Below are 17,188 nucleotides of genomic sequence, written 5' to 3'. Positions count from 1 at the left end.
AGCAAAGATGAAGTATCAATTGAGCGCCGTGGAAGCACGGGTCATTGGTTGCCTGCTGGAAAAACAGGTGACGACGCCCGAACAATATCCGCTTTCTATTAACGGGGTGGTTACGGCCTGTAACCAGAAAACCAACCGCGAACCGGTGATGAACCTCGGTGAACACGACGTTCAGGACGTGCTCGATGCGCTGGTAAAGCGTCATTATCTGCGTACTGTCAGCGGTTTTGGTAATCGGGTGACAAAATATGAGCAACGCTTCTGCAACTCTGAATTTGGCGATCTGAAACTGACTTCCGCCGAAGTGGCGCTGATCACCACACTGCTGCTGCGCGGGCCGCAAACCCCTGGCGAGTTACGTGGGCGTGCTGAACGCATGCATCAATTTAGCGACATGGCGGAAGTGGAGAGTACGCTCGAGCATCTTGCGACGCGGGAAGATGGTCCGTTTGTTGTGCGCCTGCCCCGTGAGCCGGGTAAGCGTGAAAGTCGTTTTATGCATCTGTTCAGCGGCGAGGTGCCGACGCTGGCTGGCGTCGTGGAAGCAGAAAGCCCGGCTGCGGACTTACTGTTGGCGCGCGTTGAAGCGTTGGAAGACGAAGTCGCTGAGTTGAAACAGCGTCTGGATTCGCTTCTCGCACATTTGGGGGATTAACCGTGGCGACATTACGTATTGGTGTTGTGGGCCTGGGCGGTATCGCGCAAAAAGCCTGGTTGCCGGTGTTAGGCGCGGCGACAGACTGGACGCTGGCGGCAGCCTGGTCACCCACCCGGGAGAAAGCCGAACGCATATGTGCAACCTGGCGTATCCCTTATGCGGATTCGCTCGCCAGCCTGGCGGCGCAGTGTGACGCCGTTTTTGTTCATACTGCCACCTCGTCGCATTACGCCGTGGTCAGCGAGTTGCTCAATCTTGGCGTACATGTGTGTGTGGATAAGCCGCTGGCGGAAAATTTACAGGATGCTGAACGGTTGGTTGAGCTGGCTGCCCGGAAGAAGCTAACGCTGATGGTGGGCTTTAACCGTCGCTTTTCACCGTTGTACCGGGATCTAAAGCAGCACATGCCGCAGGCCGCTTCGTTGCGTATGGATAAACACCGTAGCGACAGCGTCGGGCCGCACGATTTACGTTTTACCTTACTTGATGATTATCTGCATGTGGTGGATACCGCACTGTGGCTGGCCGGGGGCGCTGCGCAATTGAATAGCGGTACGCTGCTGACCAATGATGACGGCGCCATGGTTTACGCTGAGCACCATTTCAGTGTTGAACATCTGCAAATCACTACCAGTATGCACCGCCGTGCGGGAAGCCAGCGCGAGTGGGTTCAGGCCGTTACTGATGGCGGACTGTTCGATATTACGGATATGCGCGAGTGGCGCGAAGAGCGCGGGCAGGGCGTGATTGCCCGCCCGGTTCCCGGCTGGCAAAGTACGCTGGAGCAGCGTGGTTTTGCCGGATGCGCGCGTCATTTTATTGAATGTGTGCAAAATCAGACGGTTCCTGAAACAGCCGGTGAACAGGCTATTCTGGCGCAACGTATCGTTGAAAAGCTCTGGCGCGAGGCGATGAGCGAATAACTGCCTGTAACATCTGGCGATAGTAATTCGCCTTTTTCCCTGTAGACTAAGCGCTTCGCTGTACACCAACGCCTGCATTGCAGGCGTTGTGTCTTATGGAAACCAGAATGAATCTATTAAAATCGCTGGCGGCTGTCAGCTCCATGACCATGTTTTCCCGCGTACTGGGTTTCGCGCGTGACGCCATTGTGGCGCGGGTTTTCGGCGCGGGCATGGCGACCGATGCTTTCTTTGTGGCATTCAAATTGCCCAACCTTTTACGCCGTATCTTTGCTGAAGGGGCGTTTTCCCAGGCTTTTGTGCCGATCCTTGCGGAATACAAGAGCAAACAGGGGGATGATGCAACACGGGTTTTTGTTGCTTACGTGTCTGGTCTGTTGACGCTGGCGCTGGCCGTTGTCACCGTCGCCGGGATGCTGGCGGCACCGTGGGTGATCCTCGTGACCGCTCCCGGGTTTGCTGATACGGCCGATAAATTCGCATTAACCTCGCAACTGTTGCGTATTACCTTTCCTTATATTCTGTTGATATCGCTGGCATCGCTGGCCGGCGCGATCCTCAATACCTGGAACCGTTTTTCCGTTCCGGCGTTTGCACCGACGTTTTTGAACATCAGCATGATTGGTTTTGCGCTGTTTGGCGCGCCATATTTCCACCCACCGGTGTTGGCGCTGGCGTGGGCGGTGACCGCTGGCGGCGTGCTGCAACTGCTTTACCAACTGCCGCATCTGAAAAAGATCGGTATGTTGGTACTGCCGCGCATCAGCTTCCATGATGCGGGGGCGATGCGGGTCATTAAGCAGATGGGACCGGCCATTCTTGGGGTCTCCGTTAGCCAGATTTCGCTGATCATCAACACCATCTTCGCCTCTTTTCTGGTTTCCGGTTCCGTATCATGGATGTATTACGCCGACCGTTTAATGGAATTTCCTTCCGGGGTACTGGGGGTGGCGTTGGGGACAATTCTGCTGCCTTCGCTATCGAAAAGCTTTGCCAGCGGCAACCATGATGAGTATTGCCGGTTGATGGATTGGGGGCTGCGGCTCTGCTTTCTGCTGGCGCTGCCCAGTGCGGTGGCGTTGGGGATCCTGGCGAAGCCGCTCACGGTGTCGCTGTTCCAGTACGGTAAATTTACCGCCTTCGATGCGTCGATGACGCAACGGGCGTTAATTGCCTACTCTGTGGGACTGATGGGGCTGATTGTGGTGAAGGTTCTGGCGCCCGGGTTCTATTCGCGTCAGAACATTAAAACGCCAGTGAAAATTGCTATCGTAACGCTGATCATGACGCAACTGATGAACCTGGCCTTTATCGGTCCGCTAAAACATGCCGGTCTCTCTTTGTCGATCGGCCTGGCGGCCTGTCTGAATGCCGTGCTGCTTTACTGGCAACTGCGCAAACAGAATATTTTTACCCCGCAACCGGGGTGGTCGAGTTTTCTGATCCGTCTGGTGATTGCGGTACTGGTGATGTCGGCTGCGCTGGTAGGCATGCTTTACGTTATGCCGGAATGGGCGCAAGGCACCATGCCTTATCGTCTGCTGCGTCTGATGGCGGTTGTGCTGGTGGGAATTGTCGCTTACTTCGCGACGCTTGCGGCATTGGGCTTCAAAGTTAAAGAGTTCGCACGCCGGACGGCGTAAACAGAAAGGCAGCCAGGGGACGGATCCCCTGGCTAAAAATCAGAATATGAACGGTCTGAACAGATCTAGATAGAGATTTTCTTTCCACCACGGTTGGCGGTAGAGGTATAACCATTCGCGCCGTAAAGCCCGGGTTCCTGATGCGGTTTCAGAACGTCCAGCGCTTGTTGATTGCGCGCGATTTGCCCTTCCAGCAACCATCCGTTGTGCTGGTTCAGGTCACGCAGATGCTGCGTCTTTTGGGTAATGGTCTGCCAGCGATCGGCGATATCGTCATTTGCGCTATGTTGCGCTTTCTGCGTCGCCCGGCGTTGTTGCTCAAGGTAGTCCAGAGTTGCGAGCAAGGAGCTTTTTTCTTCCGTAATACGCTGCAACGCGCTGCCATTAATGTGGCCCACGGAAAGCTGTTTTTGCTCAGCATCCATCACGTCTTTAAGAGCGCTCAGGATAACTGTCATTTGATCGAGAATGTCTGACAGTCGGTTCATACTGTTATTTACTCTGCAAGTAACTCTTCGCTTCGTCAATCAGGGCATCGGCGATTTTGCCAGTGTCCATCTTCAGTTCACCATTACGGATCGCGGTTTTCAGTTGCTCAACGCGTTCTGTGTTGATGTCATTTGCCCCCGCCTGCATCAGCTTAGCCTGAGCGCCGCTGATGGTGACGTTGGTGCTGTTCGTCGTCGCGGATTTCTCCAGACGCGTTTTTTGCGTTTGGTTCTCGCTGGCTTCACGCTGTTGTACAGTGTTTACCGGCTTGAGGGGCGATGTGCGATCAATGCTCATTGTGTAGTCCTCACTGAGGTTCCCCGGCGTTTGGGGCCTGCTATCTGTAGTCGTTGCTTATATATCGGCAGCCGACGCAAATTCTTTAAAAAGATTATAGGTTAATCAGAATATTCCCATCAGCGTTCACAACCCCGCTGACAATCTGGCCTGAAGACATGCGCACACGGGCGTTTTGCGCCACCGATGCGTTATTCAGAGCAAGACCTTCGCCGTTCACACTAAAGCCATCACCCGTCGCCACAACCTGTACACGCTGGCCCGCTTTTATACGCCATGTCTGGCGCAGCATAGACAGTTGAATCGGTTGGTCGGGTGCGAGATCGCGCAAACTTACCGCATCCTGCGCCTGGGTGATATCCAGCATCGTTCTCGGGGGTAACTGATCGAGACGGCCGCGCGCTAATTTCACGCTGCCCGGCTGTAACGTGCTGCCGCGCGCGACTGCCTGGGCGGCCACAACATAGTTACCCGTCGCCTGAACGCTCACTTGCAAATAGCGCTTTGCGCCTGCGCAATTCGCCAGAACACTCAGGTTACCCCACAGTTTAGCATTTCCGATGACGCTCAGCTCGGGCTGGTCGCAGGTGGGAAGCTGATTTTGCGGGGTGCGTATATTTACCACTACCTCATCACTAAATCCAGCAAGACGTTGAGCAAAGAAAGCGGTCAGTTTCGCCTGTAAGTCGGACGCCTGCGTTAGCGGGCTTAATAACAGTAAGGCCGCGGCCACACAGCCCTTCAGAGTGTTCATCGCAGACTCCTGCCTGTTGATGGAATGAGGAGATTTTAACCGCATGGCAAATCTATCAACGCAATAAATAGCGACGCATTTTGCGCTTATTCCAACGATAAGGCTTGCGTAAGGAGATTTAAGCTGTTGGCTAAATAATTGTCATCAGTGGGGGAGCCATGCTCGATAAACTTGATGCCGCACTGCGTTTTCAGCAAGAAGCGCTGAACCTGAGCGCCCAGCGCCAGGAAATTCTGTCGGCAAACATTGCCAACGCCGATACCCCGGGGTTTCAGGCGCGCGATATTGATTTCGCCAGTGAACTGAAAAAAGTCATGGAGCGCGGTCGTGCTGAAGAGAGCGGTGTTTCGTTGGCGCTGACCTCTTCCCGTCATATTCCTGCGCAGGCAATGACCCCGCCGTCCACCGATCTGCTGTATCGCATCCCGGATCAGCCCTCTCTGGATGGCAACACCGTGGATATGGATCGTGAGCGTACGCAGTTTGCTGACAACAGCGTGAAATACCAGACCGGCTTAACGGTATTGGGTGGGCAGATCAAAAGCATGATGAGTGTTCTGCAAGGGGGGAATTGATAGATGGCATTACTGAATATTTTTGATGTTGCCGGCTCCGCGCTGGCGGCGCAGTCCAAACGTATGAACGTGGCGGCCAGTAACCTTGCCAACGCCGACAGCGTGACCGGGCCGGACGGTCAACCTTATCGCGCCAAACAGGTCGTTTTCCAGGTTGATGCCGCACCTGGTCAGGCGACCGGCGGTGTGAAAGTCGCCGATGTTATTGAAAGCCAGGCACCAGACAAACTGGTTTACCAGCCGGGTAACCCGCTGGCGGACGCCAATGGTTACGTCAAAATGCCGAACGTTGATGTGGTCGGGGAAATGGTAAACACCATGTCTGCTTCTCGCAGCTATCAGGCAAACGTTGAAGTACTTAACACGGTTAAGAGCATGATGCTCAAGACCCTGACCCTCGGCCAGTAAAGGAGACGCACAGCATGTCTATCGCTGTAAAAGTTAATGACCCGACCAACTCCGGTGCAACAACCAGTACGACGGGGACAACCACAACCGGTACTAACAGCGCTTCCGACCTGCAGAGCAGCTTTCTGACATTGCTGGTCGCGCAGTTGAAAAACCAGGATCCGACCAACCCGCTGCAAAACAACGAACTGACCACGCAACTTGCGCAGATTAGCACCGTCAGCGGGATTGAAAAACTGAATACCACGCTGGGATCAATTTCCGGGCAGATCGATAACAGCCAGTCGCTGCAGGCAACCACCTTGATCGGCCATGGTGTGATGATCCCAGGGCAGACCATTCTGGTGGGTAATCAAACCTCTACACCGTTTGGTGTGGAGCTGACTCAGGCCGCCGATAAAGTGACCGCCACCGTGACCAACTCAGACGGCACCGTGGTGCGCACCATTGATATCGGCGCGCTGAAAGCGGGCGTCCATACCTTTAGCTGGGACGGCAAACTTTCGGATGGCACGGCGGCGCCGGATGGCTCTTATAAAGTCTCCATCGCCGCCAGCACGGGTTCAACGCAGTTGGTTGCTCAACCTCTGCAGTTTGCGCTGGTGCAGGGCGTTACCCGCAATAGCAGCGGGAGCACATTAGATTTGGGTACCTATGGTACTACCACCCTCGACGAAGTACGGCAGATTATTTAAAGCCTTAACACTTATCAGGAGTAAGTCATGGCCTTTTCACAAGCGGTCAGCGGCCTGAATGCTGCGGCCACCAACCTCGATGTCATTGGTAACAACATCGCCAACTCCGCCACTTATGGCTTTAAATCCGGATCTGCGTCCTTCGCTGATATGTTCGCCGGTTCTAAAGTGGGTCTCGGTGTTAAAGTGGCGGGCATTACCCAGGACTTTAGCGATGGCACCACCACCAACACCGGTCGTGGTCTTGACGTTGCACTGAGCGGAAACGGTTTCTTCCGTCTGGTCGACAGCAATGGTTCTGTGTATTACAGCCGTAACGGCCAGTTCAAACTGGACGAAGACCGCAATCTGGTGAACATGCAGGGTATGCAGGTAACGGGCTACCCGGCTACCGGTACGCCGCCGACAGTACAGACCGGCGCGAACCCGACGGCTATCACCATCCCGAACACGCTGATGGCGGCGAAAACCACCACCACAGCAACGATGCAGATCAACCTTAACTCGACGGACAGCACGCCAAGCGTGACCACGTTCGACCCGACTAATGCCGACAGCTACAACAAAAAAGGTTCCGTCACTGTTTATGACAGTCAGGGTAACGCCCACGACATGAACGTCTATTTTGTGAAGAGTTCAACGGCGAACACCTGGAGCGTTTATACCCAGGACAGCAGCGTGAGCGGCAGTGCAGCAACGCTTGCGACCACCATGACCTTCAATACTAACGGCGCGCTGACGGGCGGTACTTCTGCCACCATCACCACCGGCACCATCAATGGCGCAACCCCGGCAACGTTCTCGCTGAGTTTCCTGAACTCCATGCAGCAGAACACCGGCTCTAACAACATCGTTGCCACCACGCAGAACGGTTACAAACCGGGCGACCTGGTGAGCTACCAGATTAACGACGATGGCACCGTTGTTGGTAACTACTCCAACGAGCAGAAACAGCTGCTTGGACAGATCGTACTGGCGAACTTCGCCAACTCCGAAGGTCTGCAATCTGAAGGTGACAACGTTTGGTCCGCAACCTCTTCCTCGGGTGTTGCGCTGTTAGGCACAGCAGGTACCGGTAACTTCGGTTCGTTGACCAACGGTGCGCTTGAAGCATCAAACGTGGATCTGAGTAAAGAACTGGTGAACATGATCGTCGCGCAGCGTAACTATCAGTCGAACGCGCAGACCATCAAAACCCAGGACCAGATCCTTAATACGCTGGTTAACCTGCGTTAATCGTCTGACGGGATGGCTTAATGGATCACGCAATATACACCGCGATGGGCGCCGCCAGCCAAACGCTGAATCAGCAGGCTGTCACCGCCAGCAACCTTGCGAATGCTTCAACGCCGGGCTTCCGCGCGCAGCTTAATGCGCTGCGTGCCGTGCCGGTTGAAGGGCTTTCGCTGCCAACCCGTACTCTGGTGGTGGCGTCCACCCCGGGCGCCGATATGACGCCCGGTCAGTTGGATTACACCTCGCGCCCGCTTGATGTGGCGTTACAGCAGGACGGTTGGCTGGCAGTACAGACGGCGAATGGTTCGGAAGGATATACCCGTAACGGTAATATCCAGGTCGGCCCGACCGGTCAGTTGACCATTCAGGGTCACCCGGTGATTGGTGAAGCGGGTCCGATTTCTGTACCGGAAGGCTCGCAGATCACGATTGCCGCCGACGGTACGATTTCTGCGCTCAATCCCGGCGATTCGGCGAATACCATTGCACCGGTAGGCAAGCTGAAGCTGGTTAAGGCGGAAGGCAAAGACGTGGTGCGTGGCGATGACGGCCTGTTCCGTGTGAGCCAGGCCGCGCAGGCCACGCGTGGCACGACGTTGCAAGCCGATGCCTCTATCCGTGTGATGTCGGGCGTACTCGAAGGCAGCAACGTTAAACCCGTTGAAGCAATGACCGACATGATTGCCAGCGCACGTCGCTTCGAAATGCAGATGAAGGTGATCGGCAGCGTTGATGAAAACGCGCAACGCGCCAATCAGTTGCTGTCACTGGGCTAATAAACAGGATTACCTATGATCAGTTCATTATGGATCGCGAAAACCGGCCTTGACGCCCAGCAAACCAATATGGACGTTATCGCCAACAACCTGGCGAACGTCAGTACTAACGGTTTTAAGCGTCAGCGTGCGGTATTTGAAGACTTGTTGTACCAAACCATGCGTCAGCCTGGTGCGCAGTCTTCTGAACAAACGACACTGCCTTCTGGCTTGCAGATCGGTACCGGTGTTCGTCCCGTTGCAACCGAGCGCCTGCATAGTCAGGGTGGCTTGTCACAGACTAACAACACCAAAGATGTCGCCATTAAAGGGCAGGGCTTCTTTGAAGTGCTGCTGCCGGATGGCACCTCCGCGTATACGCGCGACGGGTCCTTCCAGGTTGATCAAAATGGTCAGTTAGTGACGGCGGGTGGTTTTCAGGTGCAGCCTGCGATCACTATCCCTGCCAACACCCTGAGCATCACCATTGGCCGCGACGGCGTGGTCAGTGTGACGCAGCAGGGCGCGACAGCGCCGGTGCAGGTTGGCCAGTTAAACCTCACCACCTTTATGAATGACACCGGTCTGGAAAGCATCGGTGAGAACCTGTACACCGAGACTCAGTCGTCCGGGGCGCCAAACTCCACGACGCCGGGTCTTAATGGCGCAGGTTTGCTGTACCAGGGGTATGTGGAAACCTCAAACGTAAACGTTGCCGAAGAACTGGTGAATATGATCCAGGTTCAACGCGCTTACGAAATTAACAGTAAAGCAGTATCGACGACCGATCAGATGCTGCAAAAACTGACGCAACTCTAAGGCGTTATCCGGTGCGGTAGTTGCTGCCGCACCGGAACCCTGATTTCGAAGATGAATGCAATGCAAAAATACGCCGCGCGCCGCTATCCGATTATGGCTTTACTGGCAGTGACTCTGACCGGATGTGCCTGGGTTCCTTCAAAACCTTTGGTAGAAGGAGCGACTTCCGCTCAACCGATCCCGGGTCCGGTGCCTTTAGTTAATGGCTCGATTTATCAGACCGCGCAGCCAATAAACTATGGCTATCAACCCCTGTTTGAAGACCGCCGTCCGCGTAATGTGGGCGATATGCTGACGATTACGTTGCAAGAAAACGTGAGCGCCAGTAAGAGTTCGTCGGCCAATGCCAGCCGTGATGGCAAATCCAGTTTTGGTATCGATACGACGCCTCGCTACCTTGAAGGCCTTTTTGGTAACGCACGAGCTGACCTGAGCACCTCTGGCAGCAACACCTTTGAAGGTAAAGGCGGCGCGAATGCCAGCAACACATTTAGCGGCACGTTGACCGTCACGGTCGACCAGGTGCTGATCAATGGCAATTTACATGTTGTGGGTGAAAAACAGATCGCCATTAACCAGGGCACTGAATTCATCCGCTTCTCGGGTGTTGTGAACCCACGCACCATCAGCGGCAGCAACACGGTTCAGTCCACTCAGGTGGCTGATGCGCGCATCGAATATGTCGGCAATGGCTACATTAACGAAGCGCAGACGATGGGCTGGCTGCAACGTTTCTTCCTCAACTTATCGCCGATGTAACCGGGGTGAATTATGTTTAGATATCTGGCTGGAATCGCGTTGGTGCTGGTGGCGACTGTCGCCCAGGCCGATCGCATCCGGGACCTCACCAGCGTACAGGGCGTACGAGAAAACTCCTTAATTGGCTACGGTCTTGTTGTGGGGCTTGATGGCACGGGCGACCAGACCACCCAGACGCCATTTACCACGCAGACATTAAATAACATGTTGTCGCAGATGGGGATCACCGTTCCCACTGGCACCAACATGCAGTTGAAAAACGTGGCGGCGGTCATGGTTACCGCACAATTCCCGGCCTTTGCCCGCCAGGGACAGACTATCGATGTGGTGGTCTCTTCCATGGGTAACGCAAAAAGCCTGCGCGGCGGTACGCTGCTGATGACCCCGTTGAAAGGGGTGGACAGCCAGGTGTATGCGTTGGCGCAGGGCAACATTCTTGTGGGTGGCGCAGGCGCCTCTGCGGGTGGTAGTAGTGTGCAGGTTAACCAGTTGAACGGCGGTCGCATTACCGGCGGGGCGGTGATTGAACGCGAACTGCCGACGCAGTTTGGTGCAGGTAACACCATCAACCTGCAACTGAATCAGGAAGACTTCACCATGGCGCAGCAGATTGCCGATACCATTAACCGCAGCCGCGGTTATGGTAGCGCGACTGCGCTGGATGCCCGCACCGTGCAGATCCGCACGTCCAGCGGCAGCACTTCGCAGGTTCGTATGCTGGCTGATATCCAGAATATGGAAGTGGGCACCACACAGCAGGATGCGAAAGTGATCATCAACTCCCGTACCGGCTCCGTGGTGATGAACCGCGAAGTGGCGCTGGATAACTGTGCGGTTGCGCAGGGCAACCTCTCCGTGACGGTGAATCAGCAGGCTAACGTTAGCCAGCCGAATACGCCGTTTGGCGGTGGTCAAACCGTTGTCACGCCGCAAACGCAGATCGATTTGCGTCAGAGCGGTGGGTCGCTGCAAAGCGTGCGCTCCAGCGCCAACCTGAACAGTGTGGTACGTGCGCTGAACGCGTTAGGCGCGTCGCCAATGGAACTGATGTCGATCCTGCAGTCCATGCAAAGCGCAGGTTGCCTGCGAGCGAAACTGGAGATCATCTAATGTTGACTGACAGCCGGTTGATGAGTAGCGCGGCCTGGGACGCGCAATCGCTGAATGAACTGAAATCGAAAGCCGGACAGGATCCGCAGGCCAACCTGCGACCTGTAGCGCGCCAGGTGGAAGGGATGTTTGTGCAAATGATGCTGAAAAGCATGCGTGAAGCCCTGCCCAAAGACGGTATTTTCAGTAGCGATTCAACACGGCTGTACACCAGCATGTATGACCAACAAATTGCCCAGCAGATGACCGCCGGCAAAGGTCTGGGGCTGGCGGATATGATGGTGAAACAGATGACCGGCGATCAGTCGCCGGTCGATCCCGCCGATCAGATGCAACAGGTACCGATGAAATTCCCACTGGAAACGGTGACCAGTTATCAGAACCAGGCGTTGACGCAATTAGTTCGCAAAGCCATGCCAAAAGCGCCTGATGACAGTGATGAACCGTTGACAGGCGACAGTAAAGACTTCCTTGCCCAGCTTTCGCTTCCGGCGCGTCTGGCCAGCCAGCAGAGCGGCATTCCACATCACTTGATCCTTGCGCAGGCCGCTCTCGAATCCGGCTGGGGTCAGCGGCAGATCCCGCGTGAGAACGGTGAGCCAAGCTTTAATATTTTCGGTGTGAAAGCGACACCGAACTGGAAAGGGCCAACCACCGAGATCACCACCACGGAATATGAAAATGGCGAGGCAGTGAAAGTCAAAGCGAAGTTCCGTGTGTACAGCTCGTATCTTGAAGCGTTGTCTGACTATGTAGGCATGCTGACGCGCAATAAACGCTATGCGGCGGTCACGAATGCAGCGACGGCGGAACAGGGCGCACAAGCGTTGCAAAACGCGGGTTATGCGACCGATCCCAACTACGCCCGTAAGCTGACGAGTATGATCCAACAGCTTAAATCTATGGGTGAAAAAGTCAGCAAAGCCTATAACAGCGACATCGAAAATCTGTTCTGAAATATCTCAAGTTTCGCTCTGGGTTGCCGATAATCGTCAACAGGACTCATGTCTGAAAGTGTATAAGGAACCTCCATGTCCAGTTTGATTAATAGCGCCATGAGTGGGCTCGCTGCAGCCCAGGCAGCGCTTAATACCTCTAGCAACAACATCGCCAGCTATAACGTGGCTGGATATACCCGTCAGACGACGGTGCTTTCATCGGCGAACAGTACACTGGGTGCTGGCGGATGGGTTGGCAATGGTGTGTATGTCTCTGGTGTTCAGCGTGAGTATGATGCCTTTATTACCAACCAGCTGCGTGCTGCGCAAAACCAGAGCAGCGGGTTAACGACACGCTATGAGCAGATGTCAAAAATTGATGATGTGCTCTCCGGCACCACCAATACGCTTTCGACCAGTTTGCAGGGATTTTTCTCCAGTCTGCAAACGCTGGTGAGCAATGCCGAGGATCCGGCAGCCCGCCAGGCTTTGCTGGGCAAAGGCGATGCGCTGGTTAACCAGTTTAAGGTCGCCGACCAGTATCTGCGCGACCAGGATAAACAGATTAACCTGTCTATCAGCTCAAGCGTTGACCAAATCAACAACTACACCAAACAGATCGCCTCGCTTAACGATCAGATTTCCCGTCTGACCGGTGTTGGCGCGGGTGCATCGCCGAATGATTTGCTCGATCAGCGTGATCAGTTGGTCAGTGAACTGAATAAGGTTGTCGGCGTAGAAGTTAGCGTGCAGGACGGTAACACCTATAACCTGACGATGGCTAACGGATACACTCTGGTGCAGGGCAGTAACTCTCGCCAACTGGCGGCAGTGGCTTCCAGCGCTGATGCATCCCGTACCACGGTTGCCTATGTCGACAACACCGCCGGGAATGTTGAGATTCCGGAAAAACTGATTACTACCGGTTCGCTGGGCGGTCTGTTGGCCTTCCGCTCACAGGATCTGGATCAGACACGTAATACGCTGGGGCAACTGGCATTGTCATTTGCTGATGCGTTTAACAAACAGCACACCCAGGGTTACGACTCCGACGGAGTTCAGGGCACCAACTTCTTTACCATTGGTGCGCCGTCTGCCTTAAGCAATACCAAAAACACCGGCACCGCTGCACTGACGCCAACCGTCAGCGACAGCACGGCCGTTCAGGCGACGGACTACAAAGTGGTTTACGATGGTAGCAACTGGAATGTGACGCGTCTGTCCAACAATACCTCGTTCACTGTCACGCCGGACTCCACCGATGGTTCGTTGAATTTTGACGGTCTTAAAGTTAGCGTGAGTGGCACTGCCGCGGCGAACGACAGCTTTACTGTTAAGCCGGTGAGCAACGCGATTGTGAATATGAGCGTGGCAATTTCCGACGAGTCGAAAATTGCGATGGCGTCTGTTTCCGGTGACGGTGCGAGCGATAACCGCAATGGTCAGGCGTTACTGGATCTGCAAAGCGCCAAGAAAGTCGGCGGTAATAAAACCTTTAACGATGCCTATGCCACGCTGGTGAGCGATGTGGGTAACAAAACCTCGACGCTGAAAACCAGCAGTACGACGCAGACTAACGTGGTCACGCAACTGAGCAACCAGCAACAGTCTATCTCCGGGGTTAACCTCGATGAAGAGTACGGCAACCTGCAACGTTATCAGCAATATTATCTGGCAAACGCGCAGGTTCTTCAGACCGCAAGCACGCTCTTTAATGCGCTGCTGGAAATACGCTAAGTAAGGGGTGAGCAATGCGTATCAGTACTCAAATGATGTACGAACAAAATATGCGCGGAGTAACCAACGCGCAGAGTAAATGGCTGGCGTACGGTGAGCAAATGTCCACCGGTCAGCGCGTTAACCGCCCGTCTGATGATCCGATTGCCGCCTCGCAGGCTGTGGTGATCTCTCAGGCGCAGGCGCAGAACACGCAGTATGCCACCGCACGTACGTTCGCCACGCAGAAAGTGTCGCTGGAAGAGAGCGTGCTGCAACAGGTGACTACGGCAATCCAGGGCGCGCAAAGCACTATCGTGAAAGCGGGCAGCGGCTCGCTTAGCGACGATGACCGCGCTTCTCTGGCGACAGAATTGCAGGGCTATCGCGATCAGTTGCTGAACCTTGCTAACAGCACTGACGGTAACGGTCGCTATATTTTCGCGGGCTACAAGACGGAGTCTGCTCCGTATGATTCGGCAACGGCGACCTACAGCGGCGGTACGCAAGCAATCAGCCAGCAAGTGGATGCGTCTCGCACCATGGTGATTGCACATACCGGCGATCAGGTCTTTAACCATATCAGCAGCAACGCCACGCCAGAGCCGACCGATCCGTCAACGGGTTTGCCGGGTACGTCCGAAACGGACCTGTTCAAAATGCTGGATACGGCGGTTGCCGCGCTGAAAACCCCGGTCGCGGGTGATGAAACGGCGAAAGCTGCTGCACAAGCAGTCGTGGATAAAACCAGTCGCGGTCTCGGTAACTCCCTGAACAACGTCTCTACCGTACGCGCTGAGCTGGGTACGCAGTTGAACGAACTGGAAAGCCTTGATTCGCTGGGCGACGACCGTGCGCTGGGTCTGAAGCAACAGTCGAGTGATTTGATCGATGTAGACTGGAACGAAGTGATTTCGTCTTACACCATGCAACAGGCTGCATTGCAGGCGTCTTACAAGGCGTTTAGTGATATGCAGGGGATGTCGCTGTTCCAGCTCAATAAGTAACGTTTTCATTTTGGACATGTCTGGAAACTGGGGCATGTTCGCTATGCCCGCTCCATCACCCCGGAGCGGGCTTTTTTTTTCGTTTATGCTTTTTGTTCAGCTTGCTGCATCTGGCGGGCATCGATGAGGCGGATAGCCAGTGCGATGAGCCCGGACAGCGTTGCCAACACGACCACACCCTGCCATGAGGCGACGGAGTAGAGTTTGCTGCCCAGTGCAGAACCTGCCGCCATGCCAATAAACACGCCAGTAAACAGCAGCGCATTCAGCCGACCACGCGCTTGCGGCTCCAGGCCGTAAACCAGGTTCTGGTGAGCAACCAGGCTGGATTGCAGACCCAGATCAAAACCGACGGCAGACAACGCAATCAGGATCAGTTGGCCGTGCGGGGGCAGAACGGGTAGCAGGAACATCAGGGCAAAAGAAACCGTCACCAGACCTGCACCCAATTGTGTCACTTTCTCTGCGCCCACTTTGTCTGCAAGTCCGCCAGCCAGCGGTGCAGCCAGTGCGCCGGCCGCACCTGCGATGCCGAAAGTACCGGCGACAGCGCTACCCAGTTGATATTTTTCCAGCAGCATCAGCGCAAGGGTTGACCAGAACGCGCTAAACGCGACAGAAAGAAAGCCCTGCGCCATGGCTGCGCGACGCAGCGATGGATAGCGTTGCCACAGGTGCGCCATGGATTTCATCAGCGCCGGGTAGCTCAGCGTTGAGTGCGTGGCGAAACGCGGCAGCACGGACCACATCAGGACACCAATCAGCGCAATGCTAACGGCTGCCATCTGGTACATCACGCGCCAGCCAAATGCCGCGCCAACAAAACCACTGACGGTTCTGGAAAGCAGGATACCGAGCAGCAGACCCGTCATTACCGTACCGACCATTTTCCCCTGTTTCCCCGCAGGTGCGAGGATCGCGGCAGCAGGAACGATATCTTGCGCCATGGTGGCTGCCATGCCTAACAGCAGGCTGACAATCAGCAGAGAGGGAAGGTGGCTGGTCAGACTGCATGCCAGCAATAACAGCGCCAGAGCCGCGCTTTTGAACAGGATCAGCCGGCGGCGATCATGGCGATCGCCCAGCGGCAACAGAAACAGGATCCCCAGCGCGTAACCTGCCTGGGTCAACGTGGGAACCAGCCCCATACCGTTGATTGTAAGATGCAGGTCGCTGCCCATCAGCGGTAACAGCGGCTGAGAATAGTAAATTGCTGCAACGCTGAATCCTGCGCCGAGCGCGAGGGCGAAAATGACCCAGCCAACAGCATCTGTCGAAAGAGAATGACGGTTCATATGATGGTTCCCCAGAAACGTGAGTTTTAACCGGTGCGTAGCAAAGCTACGGTGTGGGCACATTTTTGCTTATCCCGATATAGCGCGGTAGTCAGCGGAGTGGTAAAACGGTTATACGCGTAACGTATAAAAGTGATTGTTATGAAACGGCAAGAGCGTATAGATAGAGTGGATCTGATGCGGACGTTTATCCGTATCATCGAGGCGGGATCGCTGTCGGCAGCAGCGCGCCAGCTGGACACCACACAAGCGACAGTGAGCCGACGTTTGCAGTCGCTGGAAAGCCTGCTTGGCGTAAAACTGCTGCTGCGCACCACCCATGCGATGAAACTCACGGATGATGGAGAACGCTGCTATCAGCATGCGAAACGCGTGACGGACGCATGGGTCGCACTGGAGGATGAGCTGAGTCAGTCGGACGATGAACCGGTGGGAATATTACGGGTACGTGCACCGCATGCGTTTGGTCAGGAACAATTGCTGGGGCCGTTAACGCAATTCCTGGAACGCCATCCACAGCTATCGGTAGAGTGGATGCTTAACGATAAAACGGTGGATTTCCTCAGTGCAAATATCGATTGCGCCATTCGCGTAGGGGCAGAAGTTGACCCGTCGACCGTGTCGGTGTTGCTGGCGGAAGTGCCTCGCAGTCTGGTGGCGGCGCCCGCAGTGCTTGCGCGTTTTCCCGCAATAGAAACGCCACAACAGCTCTCCGCATTGCCGTGGATAGCGCTGAATACTTTTTACCAGCATGAAATCCATCTTACGCATCAGCTCAACGGCGAGACGGAGCAGGTGGCGATTTCCCCCCGGCTTTATACAGACAGTCTGTATGCGGCGCGTAACACCGCCATTGCAGGGCTGGGGGTGGCGGTGATCTCCAGTTGGGCGGTGGAAGAAGAAATTCGTGCCGGGAAGCTGGTGGCGCTGTTGCCGGAGTGGCAGGCAGCACCGTTGCCGGTGCATCTGGTTTATCCGTGGGCACGTTATTATCCCGCACGGTTACGCAAGTTTCTGCAACTGATGCGGGAAGTGATGCCGGGGCTGGGCGGTATGCGTCAACCAGCGCATCGGGCATAAAAAAAGCCGACCCGGAGGTCGGCTTTTACTG

At 55.2% G+C, this 17,188-nt stretch carries 19 protein-coding genes; 15 read left to right on the top strand and 4 right to left on the bottom strand.

Annotated features, from left to right (window positions below):
• Nucleotides 1–7: 7 nt before the first annotated feature.
• From N7922_RS15475 to murJ, 3 genes are all read left to right on the top strand, one after another.
• Nucleotides 8–655 (top strand): YceH family protein, encoded by a 648-nt coding sequence (locus N7922_RS15475; RefSeq protein WP_263097159.1) that lies wholly within the window; start codon nucleotides 8–10, stop codon nucleotides 653–655.
• 2 nt (nucleotides 656–657) lie between these two features.
• On the top strand, nucleotides 658–1,581 hold the full coding sequence (locus N7922_RS15470; protein ID WP_263097158.1) for a Gfo/Idh/MocA family protein: 924 nt from the start codon (nucleotides 658–660) through the stop codon (nucleotides 1,579–1,581).
• Nucleotides 1,582–1,688: 107 nt separating this feature from the next.
• Nucleotides 1,689–3,224 carry a murein biosynthesis integral membrane protein MurJ gene (gene murJ / locus N7922_RS15465; protein ID WP_263097156.1) on the top strand — a complete coding sequence of 512 codons (1,536 nt, stop codon included), beginning with the start codon at nucleotides 1,689–1,691 and terminating at the stop codon, nucleotides 3,222–3,224.
• A gap of 65 nt (nucleotides 3,225–3,289) precedes the next feature.
• Here the strand turns inward: murJ and flgN are convergent, their stop codons facing one another.
• The 3 genes from flgN to flgA form a co-directional block, all read right to left on the bottom strand.
• Nucleotides 3,290–3,712, bottom strand: coding sequence for a flagella biosynthesis chaperone FlgN (gene flgN / locus N7922_RS15460; RefSeq protein ID WP_263097155.1), 423 nt, complete (start codon nucleotides 3,710–3,712; stop codon nucleotides 3,290–3,292).
• Nucleotides 3,713–3,716: 4 nt separating this feature from the next.
• Entirely contained in the window at nucleotides 3,717–4,010 is a 294-nt protein-coding gene (flgM, locus tag N7922_RS15455) for a flagellar biosynthesis anti-sigma factor FlgM (protein ID WP_263097153.1), read from the bottom strand.
• Between the two features lie 94 nt (nucleotides 4,011–4,104).
• Complete coding sequence (gene flgA / locus N7922_RS15450; protein WP_263097151.1) at nucleotides 4,105–4,764, bottom strand: flagellar basal body P-ring formation chaperone FlgA; 660 nt, start codon at nucleotides 4,762–4,764, stop codon at nucleotides 4,105–4,107.
• 158 nt (nucleotides 4,765–4,922) lie between these two features.
• Here flgA and flgB point away from each other — a divergent pair, with 158 nt between their 5' ends.
• The 11 genes from flgB (at nucleotide 4,923) to flgL (ending at nucleotide 14,782) form a co-directional block, all read left to right on the top strand.
• Entirely contained in the window at nucleotides 4,923–5,339 is a 417-nt protein-coding gene (flgB, locus tag N7922_RS15445; protein WP_263097150.1) for a flagellar basal body rod protein FlgB, read from the top strand.
• Nucleotides 5,340–5,342: 3 nt separating this feature from the next.
• Nucleotides 5,343–5,747, top strand: a complete 405-nt coding sequence (gene flgC, locus N7922_RS15440; RefSeq protein ID WP_061494844.1) for a flagellar basal body rod protein FlgC — start codon at nucleotides 5,343–5,345, stop codon at nucleotides 5,745–5,747.
• Nucleotides 5,748–5,761: 14 nt separating this feature from the next.
• Entirely contained in the window at nucleotides 5,762–6,442 is a 681-nt protein-coding gene (gene flgD, locus N7922_RS15435; protein ID WP_263097149.1) for a flagellar hook assembly protein FlgD, read from the top strand.
• A 27-nt stretch (nucleotides 6,443–6,469) separates the two neighbouring features.
• Entirely contained in the window at nucleotides 6,470–7,678 is a 1,209-nt protein-coding gene (gene flgE, locus N7922_RS15430) for a flagellar hook protein FlgE (protein WP_263097147.1), read from the top strand.
• 20 nt (nucleotides 7,679–7,698) lie between these two features.
• A complete protein-coding gene (locus N7922_RS15425) occupies nucleotides 7,699–8,454 on the top strand; it encodes a flagellar basal body rod protein FlgF (RefSeq protein ID WP_263097146.1) in 756 nt (251 codons plus the stop codon).
• A gap of 15 nt (nucleotides 8,455–8,469) precedes the next feature.
• Nucleotides 8,470–9,252 carry a flagellar basal-body rod protein FlgG gene (gene flgG / locus N7922_RS15420; protein ID WP_088236535.1) on the top strand — a complete coding sequence of 261 codons (783 nt, stop codon included), beginning with the start codon at nucleotides 8,470–8,472 and terminating at the stop codon, nucleotides 9,250–9,252.
• Nucleotides 9,253–9,312: 60 nt separating this feature from the next.
• Entirely contained in the window at nucleotides 9,313–10,011 is a 699-nt protein-coding gene (locus N7922_RS15415) for a flagellar basal body L-ring protein FlgH (RefSeq protein ID WP_263097145.1), read from the top strand.
• 12 nt (nucleotides 10,012–10,023) lie between these two features.
• Complete coding sequence (locus tag N7922_RS15410; RefSeq protein WP_263097144.1) at nucleotides 10,024–11,121, top strand: flagellar basal body P-ring protein FlgI; 1,098 nt, start codon at nucleotides 10,024–10,026, stop codon at nucleotides 11,119–11,121.
• The gene (gene flgJ / locus N7922_RS15405; RefSeq protein WP_263097143.1) at nucleotides 11,121–12,077 is read left to right on the top strand and encodes a flagellar assembly peptidoglycan hydrolase FlgJ; all 957 of its coding nucleotides are present in this window, start codon (nucleotides 11,121–11,123) and stop codon (nucleotides 12,075–12,077) included. Before N7922_RS15410 ends, flgJ begins: the two co-directional genes overlap by 1 nt.
• A 75-nt stretch (nucleotides 12,078–12,152) precedes the next feature.
• Nucleotides 12,153–13,796 carry a flagellar hook-associated protein FlgK gene (gene flgK / locus N7922_RS15400; RefSeq protein WP_263097142.1) on the top strand — a complete coding sequence of 548 codons (1,644 nt, stop codon included), beginning with the start codon at nucleotides 12,153–12,155 and terminating at the stop codon, nucleotides 13,794–13,796.
• Nucleotides 13,797–13,810: 14 nt separating this feature from the next.
• A complete protein-coding gene (gene flgL / locus N7922_RS15395; RefSeq protein WP_263097140.1) occupies nucleotides 13,811–14,782 on the top strand; it encodes a flagellar hook-associated protein FlgL in 972 nt (323 codons plus the stop codon).
• Between the two features lie 83 nt (nucleotides 14,783–14,865).
• Here the strand turns inward: flgL and N7922_RS15390 are convergent, their stop codons facing one another.
• Nucleotides 14,866–16,077: an MFS transporter gene (locus tag N7922_RS15390; RefSeq protein ID WP_263097139.1), complete on the bottom strand. Its 1,212-nt coding sequence runs from the start codon at nucleotides 16,075–16,077 to the stop codon at nucleotides 14,866–14,868.
• A 141-nt stretch (nucleotides 16,078–16,218) separates the two neighbouring features.
• On the opposite strand from N7922_RS15390, the gene N7922_RS15385 reads away from it, so the two are divergent.
• Entirely contained in the window at nucleotides 16,219–17,157 is a 939-nt protein-coding gene (locus N7922_RS15385; RefSeq protein ID WP_263097138.1) for a LysR family transcriptional regulator, read from the top strand.
• Nucleotides 17,158–17,188: the final 31 nt, after the last annotated feature.

The sequence above is a fragment of the Kosakonia sp. ML.JS2a genome (genome assembly GCF_025642095.1).
Classification (GTDB): domain Bacteria; phylum Pseudomonadota; class Gammaproteobacteria; order Enterobacterales; family Enterobacteriaceae.
Note: the sequence above shows the minus strand (reverse complement) of the source record. Positions and strands in the feature narration are given on the sequence as shown.

Bases quoted from the DNA above. Each gene is read 5' to 3' on its own strand.
- N7922_RS15425 (WP_263097146.1), top strand. From the start codon at position 7,699: ATGGATCACGCAATATACACCGCGATGGGCGCCGCCAGCCAAACGCTG.
- flgB (WP_263097150.1), top strand. From the start codon at position 4,923: ATGCTCGATAAACTTGATGCCGCACTGCGTTTTCAGCAAGAAGCGCTG.
- flgL (WP_263097140.1), top strand. From the start codon at position 13,811: ATGCGTATCAGTACTCAAATGATGTACGAACAAAATATGCGCGGAGTA.
- flgG (WP_088236535.1), top strand. From the start codon at position 8,470: ATGATCAGTTCATTATGGATCGCGAAAACCGGCCTTGACGCCCAGCAA.
- N7922_RS15410 (WP_263097144.1), top strand. From the start codon at position 10,024: ATGTTTAGATATCTGGCTGGAATCGCGTTGGTGCTGGTGGCGACTGTC.
- flgA (WP_263097151.1), bottom strand. From the start codon at position 4,764: ATGAACACTCTGAAGGGCTGTGTGGCCGCGGCCTTACTGTTATTAAGC.
- N7922_RS15390 (WP_263097139.1), bottom strand. From the start codon at position 16,077: ATGAACCGTCATTCTCTTTCGACAGATGCTGTTGGCTGGGTCATTTTC.
- flgJ (WP_263097143.1), top strand. From the start codon at position 11,121: ATGTTGACTGACAGCCGGTTGATGAGTAGCGCGGCCTGGGACGCGCAA.
- flgM (WP_263097153.1), bottom strand. From the start codon at position 4,010: ATGAGCATTGATCGCACATCGCCCCTCAAGCCGGTAAACACTGTACAA.
- flgK (WP_263097142.1), top strand. From the start codon at position 12,153: ATGTCCAGTTTGATTAATAGCGCCATGAGTGGGCTCGCTGCAGCCCAG.
- flgD (WP_263097149.1), top strand. From the start codon at position 5,762: ATGTCTATCGCTGTAAAAGTTAATGACCCGACCAACTCCGGTGCAACA.
- N7922_RS15415 (WP_263097145.1), top strand. From the start codon at position 9,313: ATGCAAAAATACGCCGCGCGCCGCTATCCGATTATGGCTTTACTGGCA.
- flgC (WP_061494844.1), top strand. From the start codon at position 5,343: ATGGCATTACTGAATATTTTTGATGTTGCCGGCTCCGCGCTGGCGGCG.
- flgN (WP_263097155.1), bottom strand. From the start codon at position 3,712: ATGAACCGACTGTCAGACATTCTCGATCAAATGACAGTTATCCTGAGC.
- flgE (WP_263097147.1), top strand. From the start codon at position 6,470: ATGGCCTTTTCACAAGCGGTCAGCGGCCTGAATGCTGCGGCCACCAAC.
- N7922_RS15385 (WP_263097138.1), top strand. From the start codon at position 16,219: ATGAAACGGCAAGAGCGTATAGATAGAGTGGATCTGATGCGGACGTTT.
- N7922_RS15475 (WP_263097159.1), top strand. From the start codon at position 8: ATGAAGTATCAATTGAGCGCCGTGGAAGCACGGGTCATTGGTTGCCTG.
- murJ (WP_263097156.1), top strand. From the start codon at position 1,689: ATGAATCTATTAAAATCGCTGGCGGCTGTCAGCTCCATGACCATGTTT.